The sequence below is a fragment of the Granulicella sp. 5B5 genome (assembly GCF_014083945.1).
Lineage (GTDB): Bacteria > Acidobacteriota > Terriglobia > Terriglobales > Acidobacteriaceae > Granulicella.
Map to the genome: position 1 here is coordinate 820,081 of NZ_CP046444.1, position 15,784 is coordinate 835,864.

7 protein-coding genes are annotated in these 15,784 nt (G+C 60.3%); 3 read left to right on the plus strand and 4 right to left on the minus strand.

The window, feature by feature from the left end; translation table 11 throughout:
* Nucleotides 1-192: 192 nt before the first annotated feature.
* From GOB94_RS03585 to GOB94_RS03595, 3 genes are all read right to left on the minus strand, one after another.
* Entirely contained in the window at nucleotides 193-2,871 is a 2,679-nt protein-coding gene (locus GOB94_RS03585; protein ID WP_182277540.1) for a pitrilysin family protein, read from the minus strand.
* A 78-nt stretch (nucleotides 2,872-2,949) separates the two neighbouring features.
* The gene (locus GOB94_RS03590; RefSeq protein WP_182277541.1) at nucleotides 2,950-4,089 is read right to left on the minus strand and encodes a PLP-dependent aspartate aminotransferase family protein; all 1,140 of its coding nucleotides are present in this window, start codon (nucleotides 4,087-4,089) and stop codon (nucleotides 2,950-2,952) included.
* Nucleotides 4,086-5,267 (minus strand): aminotransferase class I/II-fold pyridoxal phosphate-dependent enzyme, encoded by a 1,182-nt coding sequence (locus GOB94_RS03595; RefSeq protein ID WP_182277542.1) that lies wholly within the window; start codon nucleotides 5,265-5,267, stop codon nucleotides 4,086-4,088. The genes GOB94_RS03590 and GOB94_RS03595 overlap by 4 nt, the downstream gene beginning before the upstream one ends.
* Nucleotides 5,268-6,192: 925 nt before the next feature.
* Here GOB94_RS03595 and GOB94_RS03600 point away from each other — a divergent pair.
* Nucleotides 6,193-10,173: a TonB-dependent receptor gene (locus GOB94_RS03600; protein WP_255484203.1), complete on the plus strand. Its 3,981-nt coding sequence runs from the start codon at nucleotides 6,193-6,195 to the stop codon at nucleotides 10,171-10,173.
* Between the two features lie 96 nt (nucleotides 10,174-10,269).
* Here the strand turns inward: GOB94_RS03600 and GOB94_RS03605 are convergent, their stop codons facing one another.
* Entirely contained in the window at nucleotides 10,270-11,178 is a 909-nt protein-coding gene (locus GOB94_RS03605; RefSeq protein WP_182277544.1) for a LysR substrate-binding domain-containing protein, read from the minus strand.
* Nucleotides 11,179-11,317: 139 nt separating this feature from the next.
* Between GOB94_RS03605 and GOB94_RS03610 the strand changes: the two genes are divergently transcribed.
* A complete protein-coding gene (locus GOB94_RS03610) occupies nucleotides 11,318-14,491 on the plus strand; it encodes an efflux RND transporter permease subunit (protein ID WP_182277545.1) in 3,174 nt (1,057 codons plus the stop codon).
* Between the two features lie 44 nt (nucleotides 14,492-14,535).
* Nucleotides 14,536-15,768 (plus strand): efflux RND transporter periplasmic adaptor subunit, encoded by a 1,233-nt coding sequence (locus GOB94_RS03615; RefSeq protein WP_255484204.1) that lies wholly within the window; start codon nucleotides 14,536-14,538, stop codon nucleotides 15,766-15,768.
* Nucleotides 15,769-15,784: the final 16 nt, after the last annotated feature.

The following is a 15,784-nucleotide window of genomic DNA, read 5'->3' on the forward strand; positions in this document are numbered from 1 at the left end:
ACCCATTGACACGCCTACTACAATAGAGAGCAGAAGAAGTAGCGCGGACTTTCGCCCTGGCTCTCCGTTTGCTCCTCTATCCCCAGCTCTTTGACATCCGTCCGGCCTAAGTAACCAAACTTTCGTCTATACAGCGCTAAGTCCAAATTCAAGCGGATCTTAGCCCCATTTAGGGGGAGGGGAGGCAGCCATCTACTGCGGCGCCGGCCCTCGCACCACCTGCACCAGGTTCTCCGTGCTGATCTGCCGGGCGAAAGCCGCCTTCACCTCGTCCGCCGTCAGCCCAACGTATTTTTTAGCAGCCCGCAGCGGTTCATCGAGCGGCAACCCAATCTCCGCCCGCGCCAGCATTCCGCCCGCAACGGCCTCCTCGCTCGACTCGCTCAGCGGAATCTGCCGCAGCAACAGCGCCTTCGCCTGGTGCAGCTCAGCCTCGGAGACATCCTCCGTCCGCATCTGGTTCAGATCGCGCTCCACCAGCGCCCGCGCCTTCGACACCTTGTCCGGATCGCACCCATAGTCCACCGAGTACGTCGCCCGCGTCTTCGAAGCCGACAACCCGACATCGACCGTATACACATACCCCGCAACCTGCCGCAGATCGTGATACAGCCGCGTCGCATAGAACCCGCCACCCAGCACATGCGTACCCAGCTGCAGCGGATAGTAGTCCGGATCGAACCGGTTGATCTTCAACTGTTCAGCCAGCACCACAGAATCCTGCACCTGCTCTGCATCGGCAACGTTCGCGGCTGAAGCCTTGTTCAACGGCACCGCCGGCAGCGTAGTATTCGGCTTCGGCCCCTCGGCCTTCCAGTCTCCGAACCACTTCTCGACGACACTCTTCGCCTCCTCGGGCGTCACATCGCCGATCACCACAATTGTCGTCAGGTCCGGCCGCATGGTCGCCGCGTAATACTGCTTCACGTCATCGAGCGTTACCTTGCTCAACGTCTCCGGTGTCGCCTCGCGCAGCGAAGGATCGCCCGTCGGCAGCAGCCCCAGTTCCAGCGCCCTCGACGTCCGATACCCTGGGCTCTTCATATTGCCAGCGGTAAATTGCACGGTCTGCGCCTTCGTAATCTCAAACGCCTTCTCCGGCAGCGCAGGATGCAGCTCATTGTCCGCCAGCAACTGCACACCGCGTGAGAAGTTCTCCTTCAACACACTCACCGAGAACCGGTATCCCGCACTCTCGCTCGCAGCAATATCATCCAGCGCCTTCTGAAACGCCAACCGGTCCAGGCTCGTCGTGCCATAGGAGTACAGCCCATCCAGCAGCTCTCCCACACCCTCTCGTCCCGCCGGAGTCTGCAGATCGCCCTCATGCTTCACCGCGCCCATCAACGTGATCGTCGGGCTGGTCTTGTCCGTGCGCACAATCAGCCGGATACCATTCGCGAGCGTGGTGTCCGTCGCCGCGGGCACACTCGACGGCACCTTCAACTCATCCAGCTTCGCCTTGGCCCACACCGGCAACTCAACTGGCTTAGTCGGCGCCGCAGTCACCTGCTCCGCACCACCAAAGCCCTTCGCAGCCACCGGCTGCCCGGTCGGCACCGGCTTCAGCGTCGCCGTAATCGTACCGGCGTTCAGCAGATACGCCTTTGCCACGCGGTTCACATCGGTAACAGTCACCTTCCGGATCGCATCAATATCCTGCTCCGGCGAAGTCCGTCCCTCAGCAGCCAACGCCGTCGACCACGCGCTCGCCAGCCCCGGAATCGAGTTCCGCTCAAACTCGGCCTGCGCCAGTTCACTGCGCTTCGCAGCCTCAATCAACTCCGGCGGCAACCCATCCTGTGCATACTTCGTCAGGATGCCCCGCATCTCCTCAATCGCACCGTCCGCAGGCGCGCCCGCTGGTAGCGCCACCAGCCCAAAGCCCACACTTGCCTTCGGATAGCTCTCTGCCATTCCAAACTCTGCTGCAAGCGCCTTGCCTGCCGGCACCATTGCATACAGATCACCACGCTGACTGCTCAACACATCCGCCAGAATCTGGCTGGCCGCATAATCCGGCGAGTCTGTCCCTGGCAGCCGATACGCGACAAACCCAAGCACATACGGCAGATTGCTATCGAGCGTAAACGTGTCCGGCTTCACAGGCCGCAGCTCAATCTTCTCGCGTGCAGGCAACGGACGGCTCGGGATATCTCCATACAATCTCTTAATCGTCGCCAGCGTAGCCTCTGGCTCCACATCGCCCACCACCACAAGGATCGTGTTCGCCGGCGTATACCACTTGTCGTAAAACTCCTTCAGCATCGCACCCGTCGTCGCCTCGAACGAGGCACGCGTCCCCAGCGGATCATGCGCATACGGTGTGCCCGCGAACATCGCCTCATTCAGACGGTTGATGAACTTATACGTCGGGTTCGAAAGGTCGCGCTGCACCTCCTGCTCAATCGCCCCGCGCTCCTTCTCCCACTCCGCCTGCGAGTTGTCCACACCATGCAGACAAGTCGCCTCCGCCTCCAGTGCCACATCCACATCGGCCGCCGGCACCGTCGCATAGTACTGCGTAATGTTCTGCTGCGTATCCGCGTTGTTCTGGCCACCCAGTTGCGCGTAGATCGCCGCTGTCTGGTCAGCGGTCATCCCCTGGCAGCCGCGAAACGCCATGTGTTCCTGCGCATGCGCCATGCCTGGAAACCCTGCGGGTGTCTCATCGCCGCCAACGATCAGGTTCGCCTCAACAGTCACCACCGGCGCCAGCGCATTGTGAATGATCACCACACGCAACCCGTTCGATAGCGTAGCCCGCGTCACGCCTTCTTCTTGCGGCGCAGAAGCCCTCGCCACCAATGCCGTCGTACTTACCAGCAACAACCCGCAGACTCCCGCTACTGACAACAGACGCTTGCTCATTCGGCAACTCTCCTCAACCTTGTTTTCTCTTGGTTAGACGCACCATCCGCCAATCAATCGGCGCATTCGGACACTCACCTACACCGAATCGAGACACGCTCTCAAATCCGCAATCAGATCATCCACATCCTCAATCCCGATCGAGAGGCGCAGCATGTCCGCAGGCGGCTTCCTCACGCTCGTCATCTCCTCCGTCACACTCGCATGCGACATCTTCACCGGAACGCTGATCGACGACTGCACACTGCCAAAGCTCAGCGAAATGCTGAACAACTCTAAACGTTCCGCAATCGCCTTCGCGACCTCCGCAGAGCCAGCCGTAAAGCTCAACACTGAGCCCCCGCCACGCGCCTGCCGCATATGCACCGCGTGGTCCCTGTGCGAAGCCAAACCCGGGTAGTAGACCTCACGCACCCTGGCATGGCTCGCAAGAAACTCGGCAATCGTCTGCGCACTGCGTTGCTGCGCGTCCATCCTCAGCTTCAGCGTCTTCAGCCCACGCAACAGGAGATAGCTATCGAACGGCGCCAGCGCCGTTCCTTCCGCGTTCTGCAGAAAGTGCACCCGTTGTGCCAGCGCATCATCCTTCAAAACCACAACGCCACCCGTCACATCACTATGCCCACACAAAAACTTTGTCGCCGAGTGGATCACCATATTCGCACCCAGTTCCAGCGGATTCTGCAGGTAGGGCGACATCACGCTGTTGTCAATCGCAAACAACACGCCACACTGCTTCGCAACAGCCCCAATCGCGGCAATATCCACCACTCGCAAAAACGGATTCGTTGGTGACTCGATATAGATCATCTTCGTCTTCGCCGTAATCGCCCCCGCAACCGCGCTCACATCCGAAGCATCGACATACCGTATCGTCACCCCCGCACGCGGCAACACCTTCGCGAACAGCCGTGCCGTACCACCATACAGGTCATAGTCGGAGACAATCTCATCTCCTGTACTCAGCAGCCGCGTCACGCACGTGATCGCCGCCATGCCACTCGCGAAGCAGAACCCATGCGCGCCGCCCTCCAAAGCCGCCATCTGCTCTTCCAGCACCGTCCGCGTCGGGTTCCCGCTGCGCGAGTAGTCGTATTCACCCAGGCTATCTGCGCTCTCCTGCTCAAACGTCGCCGTCTGATAGATCGGCGTCACCTTCGGATGGTAGGGGTCCTTGGGCGCCGCATCGAAATGAACCAGCTTCGTCGCAAACTTCAACGCACCCCTCCAAACACCACAGCAAACGCCTGCTCAAAATCAGCGATCAGGTCTTTCGGCGCCTCCAGCCCAACTGACAGTCGAATCAGCCTGTCCGTCACCCCCAGTCGCTCACGGATCTCCAGAGGAATATCGCAGTGGGACGCCGTCGCCGGATTTGTAATCAGCGTCTCCACACTACCCAGGCTCTCCGCACACGTGCACAGCTTCAGCGCATTGATGAACCGCAGCGACTCTTCGGTCGTCGCCTTTAATTCAAATGCCAGCATTCCGCCGTACCCCTTCTGCTGCCGCGTCGCCAGCGCCTTCTGCGGAAACGAATCAAGCCCGGGATAGTACACTCGCTCCACGCGCGGATACACTTCTAGCCATTCGGCCACCTGCTGGGCATGTTGGCAGTGCAATGCGAGCCGGGCCGGCAGCGTCTTCACACCCTGCAGCGTCAGCCACGAGTCCATTGGCGACGCGATCGTTCCCAGCGTCTTGCGCACCAGCCTCAGCCGCTCCGTAATCTCCTGGCTATGCGTCGCCAACGATCCGCCTATCGTCGCATTGTGCCCATCAATATACTTCGTCGTCGACAGCATCGAGATGTCCGCGCCCAGTCCCAGCACATCCTGCAACAGCGGTGTCAGAAACGTATTGTCAACCGCCAGCAACGTGTTTTCCCGCGCATGCGCGATCTCGGCCAGCGCCTTCACATCGCTCAACTTCAACGTTGGGTTCGCCGGTGTCTCCACAAAGATCAGCCGCGTATTCGTCCGCAGGCCGTCTTTCACAGCCTGGGGATTTGAAGTGTCCACGAAGCTATACTCGATACCAAAGTTCCCCAGCACCTGTTGAAACAGGCGCACCGTACCGCCATAAATCACCTCGGACAGCAGCACATGGTCGCCGGCCTTCAACAACCCCAGGCACAGCGTGCTGATCGCCCCCATCCCTGAACGGAAACACAGTGCGGTCGGCGTGCCCTCCAGCGCGGAGATCGCCTGCTCCAGCGCATTTACGGTAGGGTTCGCTCCACGCGAATAGCCGTACCCCTTCGTCACCCCCACTGATTCGTGAATATATGTAGCTGTCTGGTGGATCGGAAACAGAATCGAATTTGATTGATACTCGTAGGCTCGATTGGTATGAATCGCCAGGGTCGAGGGCTGAAAATCGGGACGCTCGGACATGCCTTCTCCTCGAGCGCGAGGCTAGGCTGTTGCTCCGGGAAGACCGAGCGCAGCCGTCGACTGCAAATCAGGTCATCGCAGAGCCGCTGGCGCGCTCACGCATCGCAAGACTTTATGGTAACGCGTTCCCTGATAAGCCTGCGCACCTCGGCCTGCCGCAGATTGAACTCCTGCCTCGAACAAGCCCTTTGGGTTATTGAGGTGAAATATAATCCCTGCCGTCATCCTTGATTGATTTTGAAAGTTGTTCTGCCCGTTCGGCACAGTGGTAAATAGAAACTCTCTGAACGCAAAGTCAAGCAAATTTCTACCCACACCCCACGCCTGCATAGCCAACCTGTCCTCTAAAGTCAACCTGCAGGACTGCGGATAAACACTCCGGGGAGTGCGTCAAATCACTGCCGATTCGCGCATTCGGCTCCAGCTTCCGTCTGTATCGGGCTCGCCCTTAATTTTCTGTCTGCAGACCCCCTATGCTCGGCAATCAGACACCGGCCGCCAGACCTGGACCAACTCCCTCCGCACCTCCTGGGGGATAGAAAGATATTTTTAGCTACCCACAAGTTGCGATATTCTTAGGTCAAACGACCACGACGTCAAGCCCTTGGGCCTCTCCGGAACGGATCTTCACCGCTTTTTCTTGAAACTCCCATTGACCACCTTCAGCTGTTCCCGCTGATCGGTTCAGCGGACGCTCACCCCAGCGGTTCGTCTCCAGTCAGCCCAACCTCGCCCAGAGTTCTTCTGGGCACAGCGCGGCTCAGTACCCGTTCAACGTCAGCAATATCGCTCATACTCGCCTCACTCAACGCCACGTTCCACCGGCACGTGCATGTTTCATGACTCATACTTCCCGGCTAACCCGGAGAGCACCGTACTCTCCTTCGGCAGCCGGAAAAGCAATCTTTTTCAGGAGGGAACTCGAGTGCAATTTCTCAAGTCCAGACGCTTCGCATACCAGCTCTTCGTACCTGTTGTCCTCGCCGCGCTCGCCTTGGCTGGCCTCTCTGCCACCGCATTCGCCCAGCAGACCCTCGGCGGCATCACCGGCACGGTGACTGACCCTCAGGGCAGCGCCATCCCCGGTGCCACCATCACCGCCATCTCGGACGACACCAAGCTCTCCCGCTCGGCCACCAGCAACGCGCAGGGCAGCTATCAACTCAATGACCTCCCCATCGGCAAGTACACCGTCACGGTCACAATGCAGGGCTTCTCCGCCACCAAGTTCCCAGGCATCGTCGTCCAGGCCGACCGTACCGACACCCTGCCCGCGCAGCTTGCCGTCGGTGGCGCCTCGGACTCCGTCACCGTCGACTTCAATCCCCTTCTCAACGCCGTCGACACCACTAACGGGTACGTCCTCGACAAGGACCAGATCCAGTCCATCCCTCTGCCCACCGGCAGCTTCACCGGCGTCGCCATCCTCTCGCCCGGCGTCAATGCTGAGCTCCCCTCCGGCACCGGCGCCAACGACGGACTCGGCAACCAGCCCATCTGGGCCAACGGACAGCGAGACACCTCCAACAGCTTCTCCCTCAACGGCGTCGACAGCTCCAACCTCTTCAACGGCAAATCCACCAGCGCCGTAACCTCGGCACGCGTCATCAACAGCACCGGCTCCTCCGGCGGCAGCGCGGGCGGCATCATCGTCTCGGCCGCATCTGTCTATCTCTCCATCGGCAACGCTATTCCCACGCCCGCCCCGGAAACTATTGCTGAAGTCAAGGTCAACGCGTCCATGTACGACGCCTCGCAGGGTTCTACATCTGGCGCGCACATCGATCTCTCCACTGCCTCCGGCACCAACGACTACCACGGCACCGTCTACGGTCATCGCGGGACCAACTGGATCAACGCAGCCCCCTTCTTCTTCAAGAACGATGGCGACATCCCTGAGAATCTCAAGAATCCCGAGTTGCATCGTTATGTCCTCGGCGGAACCGTCGGCGGTCCCATCATCAAGAACAAGCTCTTCGCCTTCTTCGCCTATCAGCATCTCCAGGTTTCGGACTCCGCCATCGGCTACTCCTTCCTCGACGTCCCCGTAGGCCTCAGCGACTCCACCCGCGACGCCGGAGGCTTCGCGGGCATCGTCAATGCGCAGTACGATACCGCCATCGGGACGCCCGGCGGCGGCGCCATCGACAACACCGCGCTTGCCCTCTTCAACTCCCCTGCTCTGCCCGGCGAGCCCGGCAAGTGGCTCATCCCCAATGACACAGGGTCGAGCCTGCTGTCGGCCACGCACCCCTTCAATGCCTTCCTTCCCGGCACCGGCCGCTTCAAGGCTGACACCGCCGTCGCCAACATCGACTACAACGCCACCAGCAAAGACACCCTCTCGCTCAAGTACTTCTACCAACACGATCCCACCCTTGCGCCCTACGCATACTCCAGCGTCCCCGGCTTTACGGAGCACCTCGACTCCGGCGCGCAGGTCTTTTCCATCATCAATACTTATCTGGTCAAGTCGAACCTCTCCACCACTGAGTCGCTCGGCTTCCTCCGCGAAAAAATCTACGCCGACAACGAGCAACCCTTCGGCCCAGGCGCCATCCCCGGCGGCTCCATCGGCACCGCCTCCATCAACGAGTTCGGCTCCAATTACTTCCCCGGCGTCTCCATCTACAACGTCCTCGGTGACGCCGCTTATAACGCAGGCGTCAGCACAGGAGTGCTCAACATCGGCCCCAACGCCGAAGGTCAGGCATCCAACGTCGGCGTCTTCCAGAACCGCCTCCAGCCCGCCGGCAACGGTATCTGGACCATCGGGAAACACACCATCAGCTTCGGCACGAGCTATAGCTATACGCAGCTCAACACCATCGACAAGCGCACCAATACAGGCTCCGTTGCCACCGATGATCTCAGCGCCTTCGCTCAGGGCTACGTCACTCCGGGCAGCTCCTCCACCGGCTTCTACGTCAGCTCGTTCCTCCAGGGCGACGCCAGCCGCTACTACCGCGCCAATCAGATCGGCAGCTACGTGCAGGACAAGTTCCAAGTCATACCCACCCTCTCGCTCACTGCGGGCCTGCGCTACGACTGGGACGGCGGTCTCAGCGAGAAGTACGGTCGCCTCTTCAACTTCGATCCCAGCCTCTACAACTACAACGCCGGCTCGGATACCATCGTGAACCCCGGCTTCATCATCGCCGGCAACAACGTCAACGGCACCCCTGGTGTCAGCAAAACCACGCTCACCGGCCGCCAGTGGGGCATCGCGCCGCGCATTGGCGCCGCCTGGCAGCCTGAAATGTTCCATAACAAGGTCGTCGTTCGCTCCGGTTTCGGTATGTACTACGACCGCGGCGAGCTCTTCACCTACTTCTCGCCCGGTTACGCCATCGGCACCGTCACCGGCGGCCCGTTCGGCGTAAACCAGCAGCTCCCCTTCGTCACGGCTTCCACCTGCACCGTCGGTAGCCTCTACAGCTACTACATCCCCACCTGCGGCGGCGCAGGCGGCTCCAACCCCCCGGTCAATGCTCCGGATGATGCCGATGGAGACCTCGCAAACCCCTACGGTCTCGTCCTCAACAATCCTGTGTCCAGCAATCCCAAAGCGTCGGACCTCAGCAAATATCTTCCCAACCTCGCTCAGATCGGTAACGGTGGTCAGCCCATATCGCTCGGCGTCTATGACCGCGCCAACAAGCTGCCCTATACCTACAACTACACGCTCGATGTCCAGTGGCAACCCCGCAATGACCTCGTCTTCGAGCTCGGTTACGTCGGCAACCTGGGCCGTCATCAGGTCATCCCGGTTCCCTTCAATCAGCCGGGCATCGCCAACCCATCTGCCCCCATCCACGGCGAGAACTACTCCTATGGCTATCAGGTCCAGGGACCGGTCGGCTGCGCAGCCACCTTCAGCTGCGCTCCTATCGCCCTGCCTGACGGGACAACCTACCGCTACGACTACGAAGGCGGCAACGTCGACCATCGCGTACCCTACGTCGGTTACGCCGCCGAGTCCATCTCCTACAAGGCAGCAGGTGTTGATGCCTACAACGCCCTCACCGCGCACCTTGAAAAGCGCATGAGCAAGAACATCCAGTTCGCAGCCTCATACACCTACTCCCACGCCCTCGACGAGCAGTCCGGCCTCGGCTTGTTCTACAACGGCAACAATCCCCTCGACCTGCGCGACGGCTACGCATCGGCCGACTTCGATCGCACCCACGTCATCAACTTCAACTACGTCTTCCGCATGCCCGACCTCATCCACGAGAAAAACATCGCCAGCGATTTCGCGAACGGCTGGTCGCTCGTTGGCCTCACCGTTCTGCAGTCCGGCCAGCCTTACTCGGTCATTGACTACACCGGCGCTATCGGCAGCGTCTATTACTCCACCTCGAACGGCATCACCAACCCCATCGTGCCGCTGAACTACGGCGCATGCACAGCGAAGTCTGCCGTAACCGGCAAATCCGGCGCCTTTGGCGATTACGCTCTCAATGCCAACTGCTTCACCATCCCTCTCCTCACCCCTGGTCCGGGCGGTAGCTTCAACGGCGCCATTCCCTCCACCGACCCCTACGAGACGGGCTTCACCACCGGTCAGCGCAACATCTTCCGCCAGGCCTTCCAGAAGCGCGCCGACGCCTCCCTCGTCAAGATGACAAAGTTCAGCGATCGTTATTCGTTGAAGTACACCTTTGACGTCTACAACCTCACCAACACCTCCAGCTTCGACGTCCCCGGCAACGAAGTCTCGCAAAACGAAAACTATAACGCTGTCCCGCAGCAGGGCACTCCGGTCAGCCCCGGCACCTGCAGCGCCGCTGGTGTCGGCTCCGTCTCAGGCAGCTTCTACAATTGCCCGTTCGGCCTCGGCGTGGTCAGCCACACCATCGGCAGCCCCCGCCAGGTCCAGATGTCATTGCAATTCCTCTTCTAACCCAGTTGCAAAAAACCGATGGCGCATGCGGTCGCTCCGCATGCGCCATCCTCGTTTGAAGAACTGCTAACTGTTGCACAATCACAATCCGTCCGACTAATTCCCCCCACTACGCTGGATCTTGGCCTTGTTCTCGCCTAACAGAGCCAGAAATTCCCCCAGAGCCACTCCCTGATTGCCACGCTTCCATACCACCGACAGCCCCAGAGACAAACGGTTCGGCTCGAATGTGCTAAACGCCAGGCCGCGTGTGCGAAGATGACGTACGCCCGACGGCACCAACGCCACACCCTCACCCGCCTCCACCAGCGTCAACACGCCCGACCACGTCGGTGACGTGTTCACAATCTTCGGGGTAAAACCCTCTTCAGCACACAGAGCCACAAACTTGTCGAATATCACTGGGGACGCCTTGCGGTCGCACAGCACCACATGCTCATCAGCCAGTTGTTTGATCGTCACCCGCCGCCGCGCAAACGGATGATCCGGGCGCACTGCCACCACAATCGGGTCGCGGTACAAGAGTTCTGAATTCAGCGTCCGGTCGAACGGAGGCTCCAACGGCCGTGTCAGTCCCACATCGATGCGCCCTTCTTCCAGCGCAACCAGTTGCTCACTCGCATGCATGTCTAGCAGCGAAAGGCGTATCCCCGGCCGCCGCCGCCGAAACTCGCGAATGATGCGCGGGAAAAACCCACCCGACCCCCACAGGAAAAACCCGATCGACAAGGTCCCCACCTCCCCCTGCAGAGACTGCCGTGTCAGGTCCACTGCACGCTCGGCCGCTGCCAGCGTCTTGCGTGCCTCTTCCAGAAAAACCTGCCCTTGTACCGTAAGTCGGATTTTGCGCGACGAGCGATCCAGCAGTCGCCCTCCAACTTCATCCTCAAGATCAAGAATCTGCTCGCTGATCGCCGATTGAGAAATATGCAGACGCTTTGCCGCGGCAGTGACGCTCCCATAATCCGCAATCGCTCTAAAATATCGAAGGTGCCTCAATTCCATGCCTTCATTCTATCGGCATAACCGATGGATTCACCCGGAAAGAACTGTTAGACCTTAACCATAGTTTTCAGTCTCTAATAGAGATAGAACGCCACTTGCGACTTCCTTCGCACGGCTTTCGATACGGAGTTGCCATTCCATGGGAATCGTTCGGCTGGCGCTAAACCGGCCCTATACCTTTATCGTCCTCGCGATCCTTATCCTGATCGCTGCCCCGGTTCTCATCCTTCGCACGCCAACTGACATCTTTCCCAACATCGACATACCTGTCGTCTCGGTCGCCTGGCAGTACACAGGCCTCAATGCCGAGGAGCTCGAAGGCCGTCTCACCACGCCCTACGAGAAGACGCTCACCACACTCGTCGACAACATTCAGCATATCGAGTCCACCACTCTCAACGGCCAAGTCATCGTTAAGATGTACCTCCAGCCCGGGGCCTCGCTTGACACCGCTAACTCTCAGGTCTCCGCGGCCTCTGAGTTCGAACTCCGCTCGCTGCCCCCCGGCATCCTTCCGCCGCAGATCATCAACTTCTCCGCTTCCAGCGTGCCGATCGTCCAGCTCGGCCTCTCCGGCAAAGGCCTCTCCGAGCAGCAGCTCAACGACATCGGACTCAACTTCATCCGCCCCCAGCTCGTCACCATACCCGGCGCCGTCATTCCTAACGTCTACGGCGGCAAGCAGCGTTCCATCATGGTCAACCTTGACCCCAAGCGCATGCAGGCCGAAGGTCTCTCCCCAACTGACATTCTCAATGCTCTCAATAACCAGAACGTCGTTGAGCCCAGCGGCACCGCTAAGATCGGCACAGCCGAGTATGACGTCCGGCTCAACTCCACACCCTCAACGATCGAAGGGCTCAATAACCTTCCGATCAAGCAGGTCAACGGCGCTACCGTCTACATGAAAGACGTCGCCAACGTCGCCGACGGCGCCATCCCGCAGACCAACATCGTCCGCCAGGACGGCCATCGCGGCGTGCTCATCGTCGTCCTCAAGTCAGGCTCCGCCTCTACGCTCTCGGTCGTACAGGGCATCAAGGATATCCTGCCGCGCATCAGGGCCATCGTCAATCAGCCCAACCTCAAGATCACACCCATCGGCGACCAGTCCATCTTCGTCCGCGGCTCTATCAACGGAGTCATCCGCGAAGCCGTCATTGCCGCCGCGCTCACCGGGCTGATGATCTTGCTCTTCCTCGGCTCCTGGCGATCGACCCTCATCATCGCCATCTCGATTCCGCTGTCGATCCTGACCTCGATCATTATCCTCAGCTTCCTCGGCCAGACCATCAACATCATGACCCTCGGCGGCCTCGCGCTTGCCGTCGGAATCCTCGTCGACGACGCGACGGTCGAAATCGAAAACACCAACCGTTATCTCGAAGAGGGCTACGAGCTGCGCGAAGCGATTCTCGCCGGCGCGGCGCAGATCGCCATTCCCGCCCTCGTCGCCACGCTCTCTATTTGTATCGTCTTTCTGCCCATGTTCTTCCTCGCGGGCGTGTCGAGATACCTCTTTGTGCCGCTTGCCGAAGCCGTCGTCTTCGCCATGTTGGCCTCCTATTTCTTCTCCCGAACGATCGTTCCCACGCTCGCGATGTACCTGCTCAAAGCGCACGAGGATCATCTCGCGCCGACCCGCAACCCGCTCGTGCTGTTCCAACGATCGTTTGAGCGGGTCTTCGAGAAGATTCGCACGGCATACGTCGCATTGCTGGCGCGTCTCGTTGAGATACGCAAACTTTTCATCCCCGCATGGCTGCTGCTCTGCGTGCTTATCCTGCTGCTCGTTCCGTTCCTCGGCCAGAACTTCTTTCCCAACACGGACAACGGCTCGTTCATCCTGCATGTCCGCGCCAAGACCGGCACCCGTATTGAGGAGACGGCCCGTCTCTGCGACCTGATCGAACAGTCCATCCGCAAGACTGTCCCGCCCGATCAGATGGACAACATCCTCGACAACATCGGGCTGCCCTACTCCACGCTCAACACCCAACACGCCACCAGCGGTCTCTTCGGCGCCGCCGACGCCGACATCCTCGTCTCCCTCAAGGAAGACCACTCCCCCACCGCCGACTATGTCCGCACCCTTCGTGAACAGCTGCCCCGCGAATATCCGGGAACAACCTTCTACTTCCTGCCGTCAGACATCGTGACCCAGATCCTCAACTTCGGCCTGCCCGCTCCCATCGATATCCAGATCGACGGCACCGACAATCGTGGCAACCGCAAGGTCGCCGCCACCATGCTCGACGAGTTGCGCCACGTTCCTGGCTTAGTTGATCTCCGCATCCAGCAGCCCGACGACTCCCCGGTCCTCAACGTCAACGTCGACCGCACCAAGGCCTTGCAGGGCGGCTATACGCAACGCGACGTCGGCGCCTCGACCCTCAACATCCTCTCCGGCTCTACGCAGCTCTCGCCACAGTTCTTTCTCAGCCCTAAGAACGGCGTCACATACAACATCGTCGCGCAGACACCGCAGTACAACATTCAGTCTCTGCAGGACATCCAGAATATCCCCGTCACCTCACCTAACGCGAAGTCCCCCGAGATTCTAACCGACGTCGCCAGCATCACGCCCGGCACCGAGCAACCTATCATCACTCACTACAACGTTCGCCGCACGCTCGACATCTACGCCAACGTGCAGGACCGCGACCTCGGCTCTGTCGCCAAGGACGTTCAGAGCATCATCAACAAGAATCGGCAGAATCTTTCGCGCGGTAATTTCGTCACCGTTCGCGGACAGGTTGAGACGATGAATGCCTCATACACAGGCCTGTTCTTCGGCCTTGGCTTCTCCATCGTCCTGGTGTACCTGCTCATCGTCGTCAACTTCCAGTCCTGGCTCGATCCCTTCATCATCATCACGGCGCTCCCAGCGGCCATCTCAGGCATCGTGCTCTTTCTCATGCTCACTCACACCACACTGTCGGTCCCCGCTCTCATGGGCTCCATCATGTGCATGGGCGTGGCAACAGCCAATTCCATCCTTGTTGTCGCGTTTGCCAAGGAGCGACTCGCCGAGCACGCCGACGCGGTCAAAGCCGCTGTCGAAGCGGGTGCCACCCGCTTCCGCCCAGTCTGCATGACGGCCCTGGCTATGATCATTGGCATGATCCCCATGGCCCTCGGCGCAGGCGACGGTGGCCAGCAAAACGCTCCCCTCGGCCGCGCCGTCATCGGCGGCCTCAGCTTTGCCACGCTCGCCACTCTGATCTTTGTTCCAGCTGTCTTCGCCCTATTGCACAGCGGTAGCAAACACAAACCGAACACCGCTGCCACGCCCGCGGTCCCTCAACACTAGAACGCAGTACCCTTGAATTCAAGGCGAACTCCGGAGACCTCAGCATGTCCCCCCTTGGCAACGATATCCAACCACACATGAACGCCGACTCCACCTCGCCCGCCACGGAATATGGCGAACCACCGCGCGGTATCACTCCCGGCGTCCGGCTCACGGTCATCATCGTAGCGGTCGTCATCGGCCTTGGCATTGCCTACCGCCTCGTCCAGCACTTCTCTGACGAGCACCACCTCGTGCAGACCACCGACGCCAACGCCACACCATTCGTCAACGTCATTCATCCCCTCGCCGCCGGCGCCGCCTCCGAACTCGCACTCCCCGGCAATACGCAGGCCTTCGTCGACACCCCCATCTACGCTCGCACCAGCGGCTACCTCAAAAACTGGTTCTTCGACATCGGCAGCCACGTCCGTAAGGGACAGCTCATGGCCACCATCGAAACACCCGAGCTCGACGAGCAGCTCATGGTCGCCCGCGCCGATCTCAAGAGCGCCCAGGCCGATCTCAACCTCGCCAACGTCACCTCGGAGCGCTACCAAAACCTGCTGAAGTCCGACTCCGTCTCCAAGCAGGAGACCGATGTGGCCGTCTCCGGTGCTGCCGCCAAACGCGCCGCAGTAGAAGCCGCCGAATCCAATGTCCGCCGCCTCGAACAGCTCCAGTCCTTCGAAAAGGTCTACGCTCCCTACTCCGGCGTCGTCACCGTCCGCAACACCGACATCGGAGACCTCATCGACGCAGGCTCCTCCACCTCCAGCAACACCACCAAGGAGCTCTTCCGCGTTGCCTCCACCGACAAGCTGCGCGTCTTCGTCGAAGTCCCCGAGGTCTACGCCCCCGACATCCACAACGGCGACAAGGCCACTCTCACACTCGACGAGTATCCCGGCCAGTCCTTCACGGGTACTGTCACACGCAACTCCAACGCCATCGATCCCAACTCACGCACGCTCAACGTCGAGGTCGACGTCGACAACCGCGGTGGCAAGCTCCTGCCCGGCGCGTACGTCTTCGTGCACTTCAAGGTGCCGCTCGAAGGCCGCATGCTCTCCGTGCCTACCAACGCGCTGCTCTTCCGCGCCCAGGGCCTCCAGGTTGCGCTCGTTCGCGACGGCCACGTCCATCTCCAGCACATCACCATCGGCAAGGACGACGGCAGGGCCGTCGAAGTCTCCACCGGCCTCAACGCCTCCGATCAGGTCATCCTCGATCCCTCCGACTCCATCGCGGAGGGCCAGGCCGTCCGCATCGCCAACCAGAACTCGGAGGCGCAATGACCGTACCGGGTTCCGC